Genomic DNA, 17,210 nt, shown 5'->3' with positions numbered 1-17,210 from the left:
AATGAAAACACGTATGCCAACTTCTTTTATCCCCAAAAGCATCACAGTGGCGACCTGCGCCGCATTATTTGTTTCGGTAGCCAGTTTTGCTGGCACAAGTTTGAAAACCGATGCAGATAAAACCTCTTACAGCATTGGCGCTTCTATTGGTAATTACATTTCTGGTCAAGTCTACAACCAAGTTGAATTGGGTTCAGAGGTGAATGTCGACTTAGTCGTGCAAGGTTTTGTGGATGCGCTTAAAGATAAACAGCAATTAACCGACGAAGAAGTGCTGACCTACCTGAACCAAAGAGCAGAACAACTCAATGCCGCAAGAACTGTCGTTGCTGAAAAACAAATGGCAGAAACTAAAAAGGCAAGTGCGGCATATCTTGCTGAAAATCAAAAAAAGTCTGGCGTTAAAGTCACCGCCTCTGGTCTTCAATATGAAGTCTTAACCCAAGGTAAAGGTCATAAACCCAATCCAGAAGATGTGGTCACAGTGGAATATGTTGGCACTCTTATCGATGGGACTGAGTTTGAAAATACGGTTGGACGTAAAGAGCCCACTCGCTTTGCATTAATGTCGGTGATCCCCGCTTGGGAAGAGGGATTAAAGTTGATGCCTGTGGGGTCTAAATACCGTTTTGTGGTACCAGCAAGCCTTGCATATGGCACTGAAGCCGTAGGTATTATCCCTCCAGAGTCAGCACTTATCTTTGAAATTGAACTGAAAAATATTGAGAAACCCAGCGAAATGAAAGAGATGAAAAATAAAAAGATGATGCCTGCACACGGTTAATCAGGCTCCTAAAACGAGTTGTTTGGAGAGTGAAATGGAGACTGGAATGGTGAGCTTAGGACTAGGCATTGGCATCAGTTTACTGTTGTTTATTGCTTACATTTACTGGCAGCACATGCGTCTAAACCTAGTCATGGGAATCGCACAGTTGCCAAACATGTCGAGCAAGGTGCCCTTTGCGATGGGAATCGTCCTAGTGCTGCTGACCCTTGCTATCTACAGTCAAACAGGCCGTTTTAGAGATTGGGATCAAGGTCGGATTGATGAAAATATTGATTATTTAGTGGTGGCTGAGATCACCAAAGCCAGTCGTTGGGCTCAGAGTGAGCCGCAAAACACCTTGGCACTTATGTCATTAGCTCAGGCTTACAATGCGGGAGGTTTGTACTCAGATGCGGTGCTGACCTTAGATAAATTACTCGAAATAGGGGGAGAAGATGCCGAAGTGTTAGGGGCAAAAGCTAACGCGCTTTATTACCGTGAGCTTCGGCAAATGACACCTGAAACCCAAGAGGTGATTGCCAAAGCATTAGCACTCTCTCCCTTTGAGCCTCAAACCCATATGTTACTCGCGGCAGATGCTTACTTGCATGCTCGTAACCAAAAGGCCATTGACCATTGGCAGCTCCTGCTCAAACACAATGGGGACAGTATCAACCGTGAAGCAATCGATAATGCGATTGCAAAAGCACAAAGCAAAATGAATGAAAGATGAAACCCGTTCTATCAACCCTCGCCGTAAAGATCTGTCCCTGCAAGGAATCTGGCGAGGCGTTGATATTTTAATAAAAGGATAAATAGGATGAAGAAATACTATGCATTGTTGCTGTTAGTGCCCTTGCTATTTGGCTGTAATAAAAGCGAGGCCACAGACCATGTTCATAAAGCCGAGATGATCCACGAGCATGACCGTTGCCATTTATGCGGCATGGTGATTACTAAATATCCCGGACCTAAAGGGCAAGTGCACCTCAAGGCTGAGAAATCGGTACCTAAGTTTTGTTCGGCTCGCGATATGTTCAACTTTGCATTACAGCCTGAAAATAAAAGACAAATTGATTACATGATGGTGCATGACGCGGGCACGACCGATTGGGAACAACCTGACGATGGCGCCTTTATTGATGCTCAAAATGCCTTCTATGTTTACGGTACGACTAAGAAAGCTGTGATGGGACCTGCCGTTGCCCCTTTTAGTACCAAAGCTGCCGCCGAAGCCTTTGCTAAGGAATACGGTGGCCGAGTGCTGAGATTTGATGACATCACCCTAGAACTGCTCGCGGGTGATAAATAAGGTTGTGATGATGAAGCTGCGTCTATTGCTGATTGGGCTGCTGTGTTTTGCCTCTTTTGCTAGTTGGGCAGCACTCATTCGGGTAACAGATACAGATTCACTCACCCTTGCCCTTAACAAAGCCCAAGTAGGTGACACCTTAGTGCTAGCCACTGGGGTGTATGAAGGCTCCTTTAAGGTGACGAAATCCATTTCGCTAAAGGGGGAAATGGGCGCGACATTAGATGCACTGCGCCAAGGCAGTGCGTTGGTCATTGAGGCGCCTCAGGTGAGTATTGAGGGGCTCAATATCCGCCACTGGGGACGGGATCTGTATTACCGTGATGCCGCCATTTTACTCAAAAAAGGGGCGGATAATGTGCTGATTAAGGGAAACCGCTTGGTGGGTGATGGTTTTGGTATTTATGGCGAACAGCTAAACTCGCCCACCATCACGGACAATAGTATTAGTGGCAACGGTGCCATTCATGTGCTTGATCGGGGTGATGGCATTTATCTTAAGCATGTTAATTCGCCACAAATTGACCGAAATCAGCTGATTTTTGTCCGTGATGGTGTGTATTTAGAGTCCGTGACCCACAGCCGCATTTATGAAAATCAATTCACTAAGCTGCAATATGGCATTCACTATATGTATACCCAAGCCGACGAAGCGTGGCAAAACCAAGCGATTGCCGTCGATGGCGGTTATGCCCTAATGAATTCAACCCATATTTACCTGCACCACAACCGTGTGACTCAGGCGCGGGACTTTGGCATTTTACTCAACATTACTGAGGCATCCCATGTGCAAGCCAATGTTGCGAGTCAAATCCATAACCCTAAGGGCACTGTGGAGCTTGGCAATGAGGGGAAAGGTATTTTTATTTACGCCGCTCAACATAACCGTATTCAAGATAACGAGTTTAGCCACAGCGATACCGGGATCAGTATGGCCATGGGCGGAGAGGAAAATCGCCTTTGGCATAATCGTATTATGGCCAATCAAACCCAAGTTAAATATGTCGGAGAAACTCAACTTGAATGGAGTTATCAGGGGCAGGGGAATTACTGGTCGGAATATCAAGGTTGGGATCTGAATGGCGATGGATTAGGGGATATTGTCCATAGGCCGAATGACAGTTTAGATAAACTGTTTTGGCTTTATCCTGAAGCCAAACTGTTGATGGAAAGCCCCGTTGTTTTACTACTACGTTGGGTGGAACGCCAATTTCAGCCCCAAGTGACGAGCGGTATAAGTGATAGTTTTCCACTAATGCAAAGTGGCGCGCACGTACTGATTGATGGAGGTTCGCGATGAATCATCAAACTTTGACCTGCTCAGTAAGTAAGCCTATAGCGAGTGCAGATGTGGTTGTTAAAGCGACAAATATCAGTAAATGCTATGGCAAGTTTAAGGCACTGGATGATGTGAGTTTTGAGGTATTAGCGGGTCAAGTGATCGCACTCCTTGGGCATAATGGTGCGGGTAAATCTACGTTACTCAAGCTTATTTTGGGATTACTTACCCCCACAAGTGGTCTGCTCCAAGTTCAAGGTCATAGTGTCGGAACTATGAATGCCAGACAGAGTTTGTCCTTAGGCTATTTACCTGAAAATGTGAGTTTTTATGACAATATGACCGCCAATGAGCTGTTGCGATATTTCGCTAAGCTTAAGGGCGTTTCCTTGCCTAAAGTACATGTATTACTTGCTGAATTTGGTTTAGAGGCCGCTAAAGATAAGCGTTTGAGTACTTTTTCTAAGGGGATGCGGCAACGTCTTGGACTCGCGCAGGCGATATTGGCTGAGCCTAAGGTACTGTTACTCGATGAACCGACAGTCGGCTTAGATCCCTTAGCATCGGCTTTTCTGTATCAAAAAATCGCTCAGCTCAGGGCGCAGGGTTGCGCCATTATTATCAGTACCCATGAGTTGGGATTAGTACAAGATCAGATGGATCGCGCTTTGATCTTAGGTAGAGGACGAATGTTAGCTTCGGGAAGCTTAACCTCCCTGAGGGCGGCGACTCAGTTGCCAAATCATATCTTGTTGCATTTTCTATCTAATACTCAAAGGCAAGCATTGCTAGCAGATCCCATTTTAGCGGCATGTGTTAAGGCAAATGCGGGGCAGGGACTCACACTAGCCGTGCCACAGGAGCAAAAGTCAGCCGTGTTAAATCACTTATTACAAAAAGTGCCCGCGGGGGATTTTTCTATTGAACCTCCTAGTTTGCAGAGTGTGTTTCATCATTACATGGAAAGTCTTTGCCCCCTTCAGTCGCCAAAAATGCCTACAAAGACTATTAACATAACAGATATAAATCAGGCGATTAATTTGGAATCAGTCCTATGAACCGTTCCGAGGTTTTGCACCATCGTTTAAGTGCCCTGAGCATAGTGAGCACCATAGCCGCCAAAGAGTTTAAGGATAATTTGCGTAATCGTTGGTTATGGATGATGGCGGGAATCTTGTTGCTGCTATCTCTGTGTGTGAGTTTTATGGGCAGCGCTGTGTCCGGCAACTTAGTGGTATTTGAGCCTGCCCAGATCCTTTCTGGGTTAGTCACTTTATCGGTATTTATGCTCCCTTTAGGTGCGATTTTATTGAGTTATGACAGCTTTGTTGGTGAAAAAGAATCCGGCACTCTGTTGTTACTGCTGACCTATCCATTAGCACGTTGGCATCTCGTGTGCGGCAAGTTTTTAGGCCATGCCTGCGTGATGACCATTGCCTGCATTTTGGGCTTTGGTTTAACAGGATTAATACTGATATCTCTGGGCGATACTCAGGCCCAGTTATCCATAGCTATCGGGTTTACCCATTTGATTATGAGCAGTATTTTGCTGTCATTAGTGTTCGTGCTCTTGGGTTATTGGGTTAGCTTGTGTGTGCGAGAAAAAGCCAAGGCACTGGGGATATTACTCATTTTATGGTTTGTGCTTGTGCTGGTTTATGATCTGATTTTACTCAGTGCAGTGGTTGGAATGAGTGAGATGTTTAATCGTACTGTATTCAATCTACTGATTTTGTTGAACCCAACTGATCTGTTCCGTGCTTTAAATTTACTCGCGACTCCCTCGGATACACTCGTGGCTAAAAGTAGTCTCACTCTGCTTGCTCAAACTGGGCTGGGCTTACCCTTAATGTATGGTTTGCTGGGTGGCTGGATTGGTGCATTACTTTTGTGTTGTTCTTGGATCTTTAAATACCAAGAAATCTAGTTTAGCGACCTCTGTATTAGTCTAACTTTGTACTTATTAAACAATGACTAAACTGAGTATAGAGTCACACTCTTATATGTTGTTAAAAGGTAAAATAAACCATCTTGACTTGGTGATTGCATATCATCGTTTTCTTGGAAAGAAACAATGTCACATGATGATTGCATGTTGTTAGTGTAATCAAACTTTATCAGTATTGGCTGATCTTTCAGGCGTTTAACATGCATAAAATCACATCTTATTTAATGTTAGATGAACAGGCTAAGGAATTAGTCGATCATGTGAATGGGACAACCATCAGCCTGACTTTTTCCGAAACGGCCTTATTAGTGCTGCTGTTATCATCCACGAATGCCATTTTTACTAAGGAAGAATTGCTGCAGGTCGGCTGGCCTGAAAGGGTGGTTGCTCCTACCTCTTTAACGCAATGTATCAGTACCTTACGTAAAAAGCTCGAACCCTATACCGAAGTGCAGCTTAAAACCGTGGCACGCCGCGGTTATCAATTGCATATCTCTGAACAATCCCATGTAAAGATGCTGGCGATCAATGATGCGAATGCAATTCGTGATGCCTTAGTGGGGGTGTCGGTTTGGACTAAAGTTGCTGGTATTGCCCTCTTGTGCGCTATCTTGGCAATCGTTTGGTATGTGAGCGACCATCATGCGGTGGTTAAACAGGTGGCTAAATGGCATGCCGATAAATATATCAGCCTCAATATTGGTGGCACGCTGGGGACGGCGCGAACCTTCTATATTGGTGATGAGGATCGTTTACATCCTTCATGGTGGCAAAAACATTTAGCGCCAGAGGGAAATCACATCAATAACCTTAATTACTTCAGTGCATTTACCTCAACGGATGGCAAAAATTATTCGATGGCGATTTGCCCTGAGCTGGACGCCGATGCCTGCAGTGGTCACGGCATCATCAATATCACGGCGATAGATGCAAAACCCGCAGGATTAAATATGGCGGAGTTTATTCCGCTGAGCCAAATAATGGAGCAGCGCATTCGCTATAACCGTATCGTCCTCCCTGCGGATGATAAAGGAATGGGCGAGTTACTTGAGCATAATTACCATGCGGATATTTATTTTCCCGTCGCGGGCGAACTCTTAGTTCGTAACGATCTCAGTATGTCTCTGGTCTATGAAGGGCAAAATAAGGGTAAGTTTTATTCAACCTCCTGTATTACAGATCAAGATTGTTTAACGACGCCGATTAAATACACTATCCGCGGTGAGTTTGAGCAGTACCAGACCACAATTGATGACCTTAAAGTCGATGTTTTTCACGTTAAAGTGTTACAAAAAGAACTGACAAAACCGGATGAAGTCAGCCATTCTGCTATGCAGTTCTACCGTGAAATTCGTAAGCATGATATCCGTGATGAAGATTTATTTTATTATCGTGTTTATCAAAATGAGCACACGGCAGTATGGATCATTCCTCAGATGGGACAAGTACTTGCGTGGACTCAGTACACTCAGATCAAATTATAGAGTAGTCATTAGCCAAACTTGATTAAGCCGACATAGTGTCGGCTTTTTTGTGCCTGCAGTTGAGCGCGGTCGTGATGATACTAAGCTGCGTGTTTAAGCGTCTGGCTCAAATTGTTTGCATTAACTTTCTATCATAAAAATTGGCTTTGTTTTACTTCTTCATTCAGTGCCAGTTACACTGCCAAACTTAGCAATCACACTATAAATACAATAATAAAAAAGAGAGGAGTCATTCATGTCGGACCGTCTTATTCCCGTGCTGTTACTGTCAACTTCAGTACTGGCTGGGCTCACTGCTTGCAGTGATAACACCACAGAAAACACCGTAAAAACCAGCGAAAACGCACCAAAAAGTCAAGACATTGCGGCTCAAATGCCGATTGGCATTAATGTCGCGGCTATGACGCCAACGGTAAAACCAGGGGATGATTTTTATACCTACGCCAATGGTGAGTGGATGAAAACGACTATGATCCCAGCCGATCGCTCCAGCACTGGCGCTTTCCTCGTTGCCTTTGAAGCAACCGAAAAGCATAAAACCAGTTTGATTGCCGATCTGGTGAAAGCGCAACATGCGGTGGGGAGCGACGAAGCGCGTATCGCCGATTTCTACAAGGCTTACACAGATACCGCCGCTATTGATGCCGCAGGAATGAAGCCTGCCGAGGCGGATATTGCCCGCTATGAGGCCATTGCGAGCAAGCAGGATTTATCTGCGGCGTTAGGCGGAAATCTGCGCGCCGATGTCGACCCTCTCAACGCGACTGACTTTTATACCGAAAACCTATTTGGGATCTTCGTCACCCAAGGTTTAGCCACGCCGGGCGAAGTCTTACCTTACTTTTTACAGGGCGGTTTAGGCTTACCTGAGCGCGAATATTACTTGTCTGCCGATCCTAAAATGGTCGACATTCGCACCGCTTACCGCGCTTACATTGAAACCTTGCTCAAAGATGCGGGTGTGAGCGACGCCGCTGTCCGTGCCGATCGTATTTTCGCCCTTGAAAACAAGATTGCCGCAGCCCACGCCAGCCGTGAAGCAAGCGAGGATTTTACTCAGTCTTCGGGTGTATGGAGCCGTGCTGACTTTGATGACAAAGCACCGGGCATCGATTGGACTGCCTTTCTAGCGGCGGCGCAACTGGGTAATCAGCCTAAATTTGCGGCCTACCATGCGACGGCGATTACGGGACTTTCTGCGCTTGTGGCCTCTGAGCCTTTAGAAGCATGGAAAGATTGGCTCGTGTTCCACCATATCAACAGTCATGCCGATGTGTTGCCATCGGCTATCGACAACGCTTCGTTTGCTTTTAATGGCACTAAGCTTTCTGGCACGCCAGAGCAGCGCAGCCGCGATAAACGTGCCTTAGCGGCACTCGACCAATATTTAGGTGATGCCGTAGGCCATGCCTATGCCGAGCAATATTTCCCCGCTTCGGCCAAAGCAGAAGTCAGCACTATGGTGGATAACATAGTGACCGCCTTCGGTCAGCGAGTGGAAAAACTCGATTGGATGGACCCTTCAACCAAGAAAGAAGCCCTTGCAAAAGTGGCCACTATGGCGGTGGGCGTGGGTTATCCCGACAAATGGCGCAATTACGACAGCTATGCTGTGACTGCGACCAATGCCTACGCCAATGCCATCAATGGCGAAAAAGTGGAGTACAGCCACCAGTTAGCCAAGATTGGCAAACCAATGGATAAAGGCGAGTGGTGGATGACGCCGCAAGTGGTGAATGCGGTGAACTTGCCGGTGCAGAATGCGCTTAACTTCCCAGCGGGTATTTTGCAACCGCCATTCTTCGATGCTAAGGCCGATGCCGCTTACAACTATGGCGCGATTGGCGCTGTGATTGGCCATGAAATCAGCCATAGTTTTGATAACAATGGCGCGGCCTTTGACTCGACTGGTGCTATGCGTAACTGGTGGACGCCCGCTGACTTTGCTCAATTTGATAAGCAAGGCGATGCGTTAGCGCAGCAGTTTGATGCTTATGCGCCTTTCCCTGATTTACACGTGAATGGCAAGTTGACCTTAGGTGAAAACATTGCCGACGTAGCAGGTTTAGCCGCCGCTTATGATGCTTATCACGCCTCGCTTAAAGGCAAAGATGCCCCAGTGATTGGAGGCTTTACGGGTGATCAACGCTTCTTTATCGGCTTTGCGCAAACTTGGGCTACTAAGATGCGTGACGAAGCCCTGCGTGCTCGGGTGGCAACCGATGGACATGCCCCCGGCATGTACCGCGCGCTGACCGTGCGTAACTTAGATGCTTGGTATACTGCATTCGATGTTAAGCCTGGCGATAAGCTGTATTTGGCTCCAGAAGATCGCGTTAAGATCTGGTAAGTTTACTGGGTTGATTTGAAAGGAAGGGGAACACTAGCGTTCCCCTTTTTTATTAACGATTTTGCAGTCGGTTGTAATCCAGCCACCCACTTTCTATCGGGTGATTGTCGAAAAAGATCTGATTGAGTTCGTCACTAAAGGCCCAAAACTTCGGATCAGTACGGCGTACACCCACCATATCTAACAGTGCCTCATAGTCTTTTTCAGTTTGCATTTTCTCTACTGTCGCCACGACGTTAGGCAAGTCCTGTTCTTTCACTCGCCAAAATGCCTCAGGATAACTGCCCAATAAGCCATGCACTAAAGTGACGTCATCTTTAGCGGGTTCGCGGTTACTCGCCTCATTAAACAGGCTCGAAATATTCCGATGAGCGCTATTGCGAACTAAGGTAAATATCTCAGCTTTACCCGCTTTTTCAGGTTCCACCATGATCATAGTTAGTTCCGGTAACAGGGTCGCTTGTGTGCCTTTTAATCGATCTAATGTGTGTAAAAGTGCTTTGCTATGTGCTTGCAAGCTGCTGTTTTCTATGTGATATCGATTGGGTTGAACCTTAGCAACCTTCTGTCCGAGTTTTTGATACAGCTCGCCCTTTAGATCGTCGCTAAAGTAGAGTACGCCCGTGGGCTGATGAAAGGTGTTGATATCCCCTGCGATAAAGGCCGTGAGTTGAGTACCAGCCCCTTGATACCAATCACTCAACTGCTTGCGCCTTTCCTCCTGCGGCAACAGGGTCAGGAAATTTGATTCCCCTTCCATGCGTAAAAAATCCATGTATAAGCGAGTTAATAGCTGGTGGCCGTAGTTACCATACACATCGAAACCTGCGACCAGTAAATAGTGAATACGCTCCAGTAAGGCGTAATCGATAATCCAAGCGGTTTTGGGCGACTCGCCGACTAAACCTTTAACCACAGTGGCATTGTCGAAGTGGCGAAACACTGTCAGGCTGGCATTATCATTGGTGTCGTCGCCATCCCAGAGTCCGTCTATGGTGAGGTGCTGGCCGTTTTTGAATTTCTCGTTCAAGAATTGATTACGCGCCCGCATATATTTGCCTTGTTTGGCGGCATATTTCACCCAAGTTACGGCGAGTGCAGTGCTTTCTTCCTCCGCTGGCATACGTAGGTTTTCAAGTTGGGAATGGTAAAAGGCGCTAAAGTCAGTGTCGTCCATATAATCTGGAGTCACAAAGTACACCCAGAATCTATCGTTAATGACATTGAGCGCCACCTGACCACGGCACACTGGGCCTTTGATAAAGCCCATAATGGTATCTTGGGCGCGGGTCAGCATAAATCGATAGCGCGCACTGGCAGGAATTTGAATAAAAGCTTCAAAGGGATTAGCCGCAACGCTCGGCTGGTAGCTCGGCAGTTGAGTGACTGAGTAATCCGCATCGATAAACCATTGTTGCCAGTTATTGAGTAAGCCGGTATTCAAAGCGTAGGGGATGTGGGTTTTATCGACTATGGTTGCCCGATAAGGCCGAAAGCGGTAATAGACTTGCTCCACCTTAGGATCGTCGAAGGGACGACGGGAGGCGATAATATCCAGCGCTTGCCCCGGCGGCGTCCGAGAACGCACTAACTCGAAGAATAAAGGCTGGGCGTTCGGTTGATTTAAAGACTCAAAATATAAGTGGAAGGCAAACAAATGCTCATAAATGTAACGTGCACTTAATTGGCTTTTTAAACTGTCGCCGTTTAAAAACGTCTCCCAGAGGGTTATTTCTGCAATAAATTCAGGTGTAAGCGCCTGTGCAAATGGCAGTGGTGCACCTTGCTCAAGCCAGTGCATCAACACTTGGTGCTCATTCGCATTCAGTGCTGGCAAGCCATAAGGCATACCTGCAAGGGGCTGGCTTTGCTCGTATTTGTCCATTTCCTCTAGGCTGGCGCACTGCTGAACTCTGTCTAGGCTGAAATCAAAACGCTTATCTAAAATCTTGTCTTCGGGCAGGGGATGCATTTGCTTAAGCGTGAGCATTCTGGCTAATACCGAGGCTTGGGTATTGGCTTCTGGGGTTTGATCGCGCTCGTTTAACATGGGGTAAAACCCGCGTTGACGCCAAGCTGCCGGGGTAAAGGCATCGACAAATAAGCGATTAGGTGTGGCAGCGACTAAGCGTGTGCCTTGGTAGACCTTTTCCTTACTCGCCCCGCGTTCTATACCTTCGCTCGAGGTCATTTTTAACTGGCAGGGGGCATCGTAACAGGCATGACATACCACGCAGCGGCTATTGAGAATAGGCTCGACTTCTTTGTGCACAAACTCGGCTTGTTGAATAAATTGGTCGTTCAGCTGTGCATTTTCGACGCGTTTTTGCGGTGAGCTAGTGCCAAACAGGCTATTGAAATCGATTTGCGCTACGCTGGCACAACCTGTCGCTAACAGCACTGCGACCAACAACAACCTCTTCCATCCCCCTTTTATCGCGTCCATTCACCGCTCCTTCATTTGCCACATGCTATTTAGCAGAGTTAGGCTTTTTAGCCCACTGATAAGTATCACTTTAGCAGAAGAGTGTGTTGGATTTGAAATTTGCAGCCAGATGTTGTTCAAGGAGTTTACTTAGGTTGCCCTACAGACTTTTGGTCGCTGCTCGAAACTTGAGTAAGATAGCGGCTATGAAAGCGTACCTGTGATGGCTGTATTAATTGCACCAGTATTGTTGTGGCAATAACAAAAGGATGAAGTATGACTGCTGATAACCGCTATTTTTACGAACCGAGCAAAGGCCATGGCCTTGCACACGATCCTTTAAATGCGATTGTGGGGCCTCGACCAATTGGCTGGATTTCATCACGGAATGCCGAGGGGCAACGCAATCTTGCACCTTACAGCTTTTTTAATTGTTTCAACTACAAACCGCCCATCATCGGCTTTGCCAGCACAGGCTGGAAAGACAGTGTTGCTAATATCGTCGAAACAGGGGAGTTTGTGTGGAACCTCACCACTCGCGGTTTAGCCGAGCAGATGAATCAAACCTCCGCCATGCTGCCACGCGGTCAAGATGAGTTTAGCTTTGCCGGACTCACGGCTAAAGCTGGCACCATTGTTAAGGCCGATTTAGTGGCTGAAAGCCCAGTAAACTTCGAATGCAAATTGTCCCAATGTATCCAGTTAACCGCCGCTAATGGCGACAAGATCGATACTTGGTTGGTGTTAGGTGAAGTGGTGGCCGTGCATATTGCCAAGCATTTACTCAATGCCGAGGGGATTTATCAAACCGCACTCGCCGAACCCGTATTACGTGCCGGCGGCCCATCGGCCTATTATGGGATCTCTGAAGCGTTACGTTTCGATTTGCATCGACCACAAGTGTAGGGGGCTGCTCATTCGCCGCAGGGCTGGGTGTTTAACCCTGAGTTGGTTTATGGTTGTGGTGTTAAAGGTTTATACATTAGAAATTAAAAGCTAAATCAAAGTCGTGGGGCTTCACCCCACACCCGACCAAGAGGGGATCAACAGCAATTCCCTCTTGGATCTCCCTTGCCGCCCCTAGCGAAGTTACATGCATTGGTTAGTGGTCTCATACTCCAATAAAAATTGCCTAACGGCTCAGATGGGACATCCTTGTCCCCCCGAGCCTGCGCCATCATCCATGATATTTATCTACGTCTTTTGACAACTTCGCAGGCTAGGTGTATTCCATTGGTTTTAATGTTGTTGGTGTTCATTAAAAGCAAGGAATATTTTTCCTGCTTGCTTTTATTTAACGTCATAGACTATAAGTATATGATCACTCTTTTGCTATTTTATATAATATAAAAGAGAATCAATGCTTGTATATACATGCCCCCCATAAGGTGCGCTTGCACTGTATGGCCAAACATCAAACTTAATATAACCAGAGTTATAAACAGACGCCCCATTTGTTTTGTAGTTTGTACTGTTTTTACTAGTGTCTTTACTGTTAATTACTATGCTTGAAATATAGTTTGCTCCAACTGCTGGTTTTCTCGCAATCCACAGATGAGTCGCTTTTGATAAGTCTGCAGCTAAGTTTTCTATTTTAGTATTTTCATTTGTTTTATTCATAGTCATAAATGTAATCATAGCAACTCTATCGGCTTGATCTATTGTCATAACGCCATAATTAGAAGCACTTAATAGCGCTTGCCAATGTAAAGCCTCCATAACTCCTAATTCAGCAGGGGAAACAGTGTTAGCTATAAATTTTGTTGCAAGATTATCTTTATTATGAGCAAAAAGAGTCCATCCCCCTCCTTGGTGTGTCATGTCACAATATACCTCGAAAGGAAGAACTCCTTTATCTTCACCATCAGGATCAATTGTATAGTAACCATCTCCAACTGAGTTTCCTGAATTTAGGATGTCATTACATGTTTTTTTGAACGAAGAAGTATCGAGATCATTGATAATGTTCCAATCACCGGAATGGCCTTCAGTATCATACCAAGTGCCCGCATAACCTGATGAAATTTTAATACCGAGATAATATTTAATTGACTGGTCATTGATATTTTTAAATTCAATATTTTTTCCACTATTTACGAAGTGGCCAATAAATAAGTCATCTGTAGTTGAAGCAAATGAATCTTGCTTAAATTTTAAGTCAATTTTTGTTTTATTACTTGTGCTATCTATTGTTCCATCTAAAACTTCATCCGAATTGATAGTCCAAGTCTCAGCTAGTGCTGGAGAGAGCAAAAAAGGAAGAAGTAATGTTAATTTTTTCAATTCATGAATCATAAAGTTAATTCCATATAAAGTTTGGTGGGGAGTTACAGTCAATTATCTATGAAATGATGAGTATAATATAAATTTGTAAGCTATCAAAGCAGTGTGAGTATTGTTGGCTGAAATAATGAAATGTCATCATCAATCGCGTCGGTTAGCATCTTATACTAAATAACTGCTACAAATATTAGATAACAGTAAAAGAGTTCGGTTCTGTTTGAGCGTTCAGATTCACTGATAAATAAACTAATCATCTAAGACAAGGACTGAGCACGATCATCTCAAGAAAAGATCACTATTTAATGTGCCACCTAATATTAAATTTCTTGAATGCATAGTTTTATACAGTCTCCAGATTTCTGAAATCTGCAGGGCATAACTCCTTTAGATTTTCAGGGTTAAAGTTCATGCTGAAACTATAGAAGTACTCTAATCCTTTACGAAGCCCCCGCGGGGGGAAATAAATGGCGCATTTATCGAGACAGCCATTGTTAAATTTTGCAATGCTGATGGCTATTGGTATTAACAGTCAAAGCTGAAGTGGCAGAATACACCTCCCCTCGGAGTTGCCGCAGGGCGAATAGACAAATTGCGTGAGTCTCGCCATGGATGGCGAGCTAGCTTTCGGAGGTGCAGGGACGCATCCTTCGGAAGCGATAGCAAATTTGGCAATGAGCACAAGGGGCTTTCAACTCCGTTGGGGGCGTCTTGGAGAATCCAAGGAGGATAGGACGAGCAGTCCTCCTTGGTCGGGTGTGGGGTGAAGCCCCACGACTTTAATCCAAACGAAGTTTGGGTAAACTCAATCGACCGCCATCTGCAAGATAGAAAAACAAAAAAACCAGTAAAAACTGGGGTTTATTATTTAAGCCTTAGCTGGCAAAGGTTAGCCAGCTAAGCTAACCAATTATCGCGTTATTTGATAAACGCGAACGCATCACCGTAGAGATGTGCTTCTTCTACACCAATCTCGCGGAAGATTTCCCGCGCTGCACCCACCATGTCGAAACGGCCGGCGATATAGATGTCGTAGCCATTTAAGCTGACAAAATCTTGTTTGATTTGCGCTAACAGATTGGCGGTTTTGCCTTGCCAATTAGCGGGAGCTTCTTCGATGACTGGGACGAAGTGTAACCAAGGGTGAGCGTTGTGCCACTCGCGGGCGATGGTTTCAAAATACATGGCATCTTGGGTGCGACAACCCCAATACAGCATAGTTTCCACCTGTTGGCCGAGGGCGATTTGGTGCTCGATGATACTTTTAATGTAAGAGAAACCTGTGCCGCCGGCGATTAACAGGCGAGGGCGAATGCTTTCGTGACGCAGGTGGGCTTCGCCGCCTGGGGCTTCGATGTCGATAGTGCTGCCGTCAATGGCGCAGGCTTTCAGGCGCTCGACCACTTGCATTGGGTAGCTTTCACTTACAGCGGCGCCAATGTGTAATTCGATCAGCTCGGCGTTTGGCGCTGATGCGATAGAGAAGGGGCGTTTATCTTTTTCACCCATGACAACACATAAGTATTGCCCCGCTTGGAAATCGAAGGCGGTTTCAGGCCTTAACAATACTTGATATACGGCATCGTTAAATGGGTTAACTTTCTCTATCTTACAACGTATGGTTTTCATCAAACTTCCTTTGCACCTTTCTTCAACAGTATGTGTCTAGGTGTCGCTTTAGAGGCCTGTTATTGGCCTATTCTCTTGGCTTAAGCCGATACTTGAGTAATGGCTTAAGCTGAATTATAGGGTTGGGCTGTCGTCTATGCCTAACTCATCCCAGATTGAGTCGATCTTTTGTTTTACTTTTGGATCCATCACGATTGGCGTGCCCCATTCGCGGTTAGTTTCACCTTCCCACTTATTGGTGGCATCGAGTCCCATTTTTGAGCCTAAGCCCGCAACGGGTGAAGCAAAATCGAGGTAGTCGATCGGGGTGTTTTCGATCATCACGGTATCGCGTTTAGGGTCCATGCGGGTGGTGATCGCCCAGATCACATCCTGCCAGTCACGGCAGTTCACATCTTCATCCACTATGACAATAAACTTAGTGTACATAAATTGGCGCAGGAAAGACCAAGCGCCCATCATCACTCGTTTGGCATGTCCCGGATATTGTTTGCGAATGGAGATCACTGCCATGCGGTACGAACAGCCCTCAGGTGGCAGATAAAAATCAACGATCTCAGGATATTGCTTACGCAAAATCGGCACAAACACTTCGTTTAATGCAACCCCCAGCATGGCGGGCTCATCCGGTGGACGGCCAGTGTAAGTGCTGTGGTAGATGGCATCTTTACGCTGAGTGATGTGGGTAACGGTAAATACTGGAAACTTATCGGTTTCGTTGTAGTAACCCGTGTGATCGCCGTAGGGCCCTTCTTCCGCCAGTTCCTCAGGATCGATATAACCTTCGAGGATGATTTCACTGGTGGCGGGCACTTCTAAGTCACAGCTTAATGCCTTACAGACTTCGGTACGTTCACCGCGCAGTAAACCGGCAAAAGCGTATTCGCTCATGGAATCGGGGACTGGGGTGACGGCACCTAAAATGGTCACAGGATCGGCGCCGAGTGCGACCACAACCGGATAACGCTCACCGGGGAATTGTTGTTTAAAATCAGCAAAATCTAACGCGCCGCCACGGTGGGATAACCAGCGCATAATCAGCTTGTTTTTACCCAGTAATTGTTGGCGATAAATGCCTAAATTCTGACGACTCTTACGCGGACCTTTGGTGATGGTTAAGCCCCAGGTCACTAGTGGTGCGACATCGCCCGGCCAGCAATGCTGAATAGGCAATTGGGTTAAGTCGACCTCATCGCCGGTTTTGATGATTTGTTGGCAAGGCGGATTACGCACTGTCTTTGGCGGCATATTCAAGGCTTGCTTGAACATAGGGATCTTAGCGATCGCGTCTTTAAAACCGCGTGGCGGCTCGGGTTCTTTTAAAAAGGCTAACAGTTCGCCTACTTCACGCAGGGCTAATGGGTCGTCTTTGCCGAGTGCCATGGCCACACGTTTTGGCGTACCGAACAGGTTTACCAACACGGGCATGTGATGATTTTTGGGATTTTCAAATAATAACGCAGGGCCTTGAGCGCGTAATACGCGATCGGCGATCTCTGTCATTTCTAAATGAGGATCAACTGGGTAGCTAATGCGTTTGAGTTCGCCATTGGCTTCTAAGTGATCAATAAAGCTGCGTAAATCCTTAAAACTCATGTGGAAATAGCCTCTGCGGTGAAAATCCGTGTGGCGCGCACTATAGCATTTTTCTGTTTTAGGGTTAACCAATTCAGTGATCTTCAAGCTTAGGAAGCGTAAAATGGTTACCAGTAAGTCGCGATAGATCTCGCTTACGCC

General features: G+C 46.0%; 13 protein-coding genes. 9 read left to right on the top strand and 4 right to left on the bottom strand.

Annotation, left to right across the window (positions count from 1 at the left end; genetic code table 11):
* Position 1: 1 nt before the first annotated feature.
* The 8 genes from ACHA99_RS20160 (at position 2) to ACHA99_RS20125 (ending at position 9,139) form a co-directional block, all read left to right on the top strand.
* Entirely contained in the window at positions 2-784 is a 783-nt protein-coding gene (locus ACHA99_RS20160) for an FKBP-type peptidyl-prolyl cis-trans isomerase (RefSeq protein ID WP_105250349.1), read from the top strand.
* Positions 785-818: 34 nt separating this feature from the next.
* Positions 819-1,499 carry a nitrite reductase gene (locus ACHA99_RS20155; RefSeq protein ID WP_131524234.1) on the top strand — a complete coding sequence of 227 codons (681 nt, stop codon included), beginning with the start codon at positions 819-821 and terminating at the stop codon, positions 1,497-1,499.
* 87 nt (positions 1,500-1,586) lie between these two features.
* Positions 1,587-2,078, top strand: a complete 492-nt coding sequence (locus ACHA99_RS20150) for a nitrous oxide reductase accessory protein NosL (RefSeq protein ID WP_173247783.1) — start codon at positions 1,587-1,589, stop codon at positions 2,076-2,078.
* A 10-nt stretch (positions 2,079-2,088) separates the two neighbouring features.
* Positions 2,089-3,378, top strand: a complete 1,290-nt coding sequence (gene nosD / locus ACHA99_RS20145; protein ID WP_173248734.1) for a nitrous oxide reductase family maturation protein NosD — start codon at positions 2,089-2,091, stop codon at positions 3,376-3,378.
* Positions 3,375-4,415, top strand: a complete 1,041-nt coding sequence (locus ACHA99_RS20140; RefSeq protein WP_393944605.1) for an ABC transporter ATP-binding protein — start codon at positions 3,375-3,377, stop codon at positions 4,413-4,415. The genes nosD and ACHA99_RS20140 overlap by 4 nt, the downstream gene beginning before the upstream one ends.
* Complete coding sequence (locus ACHA99_RS20135) at positions 4,412-5,284, top strand: ABC transporter permease (RefSeq protein ID WP_393944603.1); 873 nt, start codon at positions 4,412-4,414, stop codon at positions 5,282-5,284. The genes ACHA99_RS20140 and ACHA99_RS20135 overlap by 4 nt, the downstream gene beginning before the upstream one ends.
* Positions 5,285-5,505: 221 nt before the next feature.
* Complete coding sequence (locus ACHA99_RS20130) at positions 5,506-6,789, top strand: winged helix-turn-helix domain-containing protein (RefSeq protein WP_173496241.1); 1,284 nt, start codon at positions 5,506-5,508, stop codon at positions 6,787-6,789.
* A gap of 235 nt (positions 6,790-7,024) precedes the next feature.
* On the top strand, positions 7,025-9,139 hold the full coding sequence (locus ACHA99_RS20125; protein ID WP_393944601.1) for a M13 family metallopeptidase: 2,115 nt from the start codon (positions 7,025-7,027) through the stop codon (positions 9,137-9,139).
* Between the two features lie 52 nt (positions 9,140-9,191).
* On the opposite strand, the gene ACHA99_RS20120 is transcribed toward ACHA99_RS20125, so the two are convergent.
* Positions 9,192-11,585: a fatty acid cis/trans isomerase gene (locus ACHA99_RS20120; RefSeq protein ID WP_393944599.1), complete on the bottom strand. Its 2,394-nt coding sequence runs from the start codon at positions 11,583-11,585 to the stop codon at positions 9,192-9,194.
* A 255-nt stretch (positions 11,586-11,840) separates the two neighbouring features.
* On the opposite strand from ACHA99_RS20120, the gene ACHA99_RS20115 reads away from it, so the two are divergent.
* Entirely contained in the window at positions 11,841-12,470 is a 630-nt protein-coding gene (locus ACHA99_RS20115; protein WP_393944597.1) for a flavin reductase family protein, read from the top strand.
* 426 nt (positions 12,471-12,896) lie between these two features.
* On the opposite strand, the gene ACHA99_RS20110 is transcribed toward ACHA99_RS20115, so the two are convergent.
* From ACHA99_RS20110 to ubiD, 3 genes are all read right to left on the bottom strand, one after another.
* Positions 12,897-13,859, bottom strand: coding sequence for a fibrinogen-like YCDxxxxGGGW domain-containing protein (locus tag ACHA99_RS20110; RefSeq protein ID WP_393944595.1), 963 nt, complete (start codon positions 13,857-13,859; stop codon positions 12,897-12,899).
* Between the two features lie 903 nt (positions 13,860-14,762).
* A complete protein-coding gene (gene fre / locus ACHA99_RS20105) occupies positions 14,763-15,473 on the bottom strand; it encodes an NAD(P)H-flavin reductase (protein WP_131524244.1) in 711 nt (236 codons plus the stop codon).
* Between the two features lie 114 nt (positions 15,474-15,587).
* Positions 15,588-17,069 (bottom strand): 4-hydroxy-3-polyprenylbenzoate decarboxylase, encoded by a 1,482-nt coding sequence (gene ubiD / locus ACHA99_RS20100; protein WP_173247757.1) that lies wholly within the window; start codon positions 17,067-17,069, stop codon positions 15,588-15,590.
* Positions 17,070-17,210: the final 141 nt, after the last annotated feature.

Origin of the sequence: Shewanella sp. S23-S33 (assembly GCF_043359565.1) — a bacterium.
Taxonomy (GTDB): Bacteria; Pseudomonadota; Gammaproteobacteria; order Enterobacterales; family Shewanellaceae; genus Shewanella; species Shewanella oncorhynchi.
The sequence above is the reverse complement of the archived record's forward strand: the minus strand, read 5'-3'. Positions and strand labels throughout refer to the sequence as shown.

Excerpts from the sequence above, each read along its gene's own strand:
- ACHA99_RS20160 (WP_105250349.1), top strand. The coding sequence starts at position 2 with ATGAAAACACGTATGCCAACTTCTTTTATCCCCAAAAGCATCACAGTG.
- ACHA99_RS20155 (WP_131524234.1), top strand. The coding sequence starts at position 819 with ATGGAGACTGGAATGGTGAGCTTAGGACTAGGCATTGGCATCAGTTTA.
- ACHA99_RS20150 (WP_173247783.1), top strand. The coding sequence starts at position 1,587 with ATGAAGAAATACTATGCATTGTTGCTGTTAGTGCCCTTGCTATTTGGC.
- nosD (WP_173248734.1), top strand. The coding sequence starts at position 2,089 with ATGAAGCTGCGTCTATTGCTGATTGGGCTGCTGTGTTTTGCCTCTTTT.
- ACHA99_RS20140 (WP_393944605.1), top strand. The coding sequence starts at position 3,375 with ATGAATCATCAAACTTTGACCTGCTCAGTAAGTAAGCCTATAGCGAGT.
- ACHA99_RS20135 (WP_393944603.1), top strand. The coding sequence starts at position 4,412 with ATGAACCGTTCCGAGGTTTTGCACCATCGTTTAAGTGCCCTGAGCATA.
- ACHA99_RS20130 (WP_173496241.1), top strand. The coding sequence starts at position 5,506 with ATGCATAAAATCACATCTTATTTAATGTTAGATGAACAGGCTAAGGAA.
- ACHA99_RS20125 (WP_393944601.1), top strand. The coding sequence starts at position 7,025 with ATGTCGGACCGTCTTATTCCCGTGCTGTTACTGTCAACTTCAGTACTG.
- ACHA99_RS20120 (WP_393944599.1), bottom strand. The coding sequence starts at position 11,585 with ATGGACGCGATAAAAGGGGGATGGAAGAGGTTGTTGTTGGTCGCAGTG.
- ACHA99_RS20115 (WP_393944597.1), top strand. The coding sequence starts at position 11,841 with ATGACTGCTGATAACCGCTATTTTTACGAACCGAGCAAAGGCCATGGC.
- ACHA99_RS20110 (WP_393944595.1), bottom strand. The coding sequence starts at position 13,859 with ATGATTCATGAATTGAAAAAATTAACATTACTTCTTCCTTTTTTGCTC.
- fre (WP_131524244.1), bottom strand. The coding sequence starts at position 15,473 with ATGAAAACCATACGTTGTAAGATAGAGAAAGTTAACCCATTTAACGAT.
- ubiD (WP_173247757.1), bottom strand. The coding sequence starts at position 17,069 with ATGAGTTTTAAGGATTTACGCAGCTTTATTGATCACTTAGAAGCCAAT.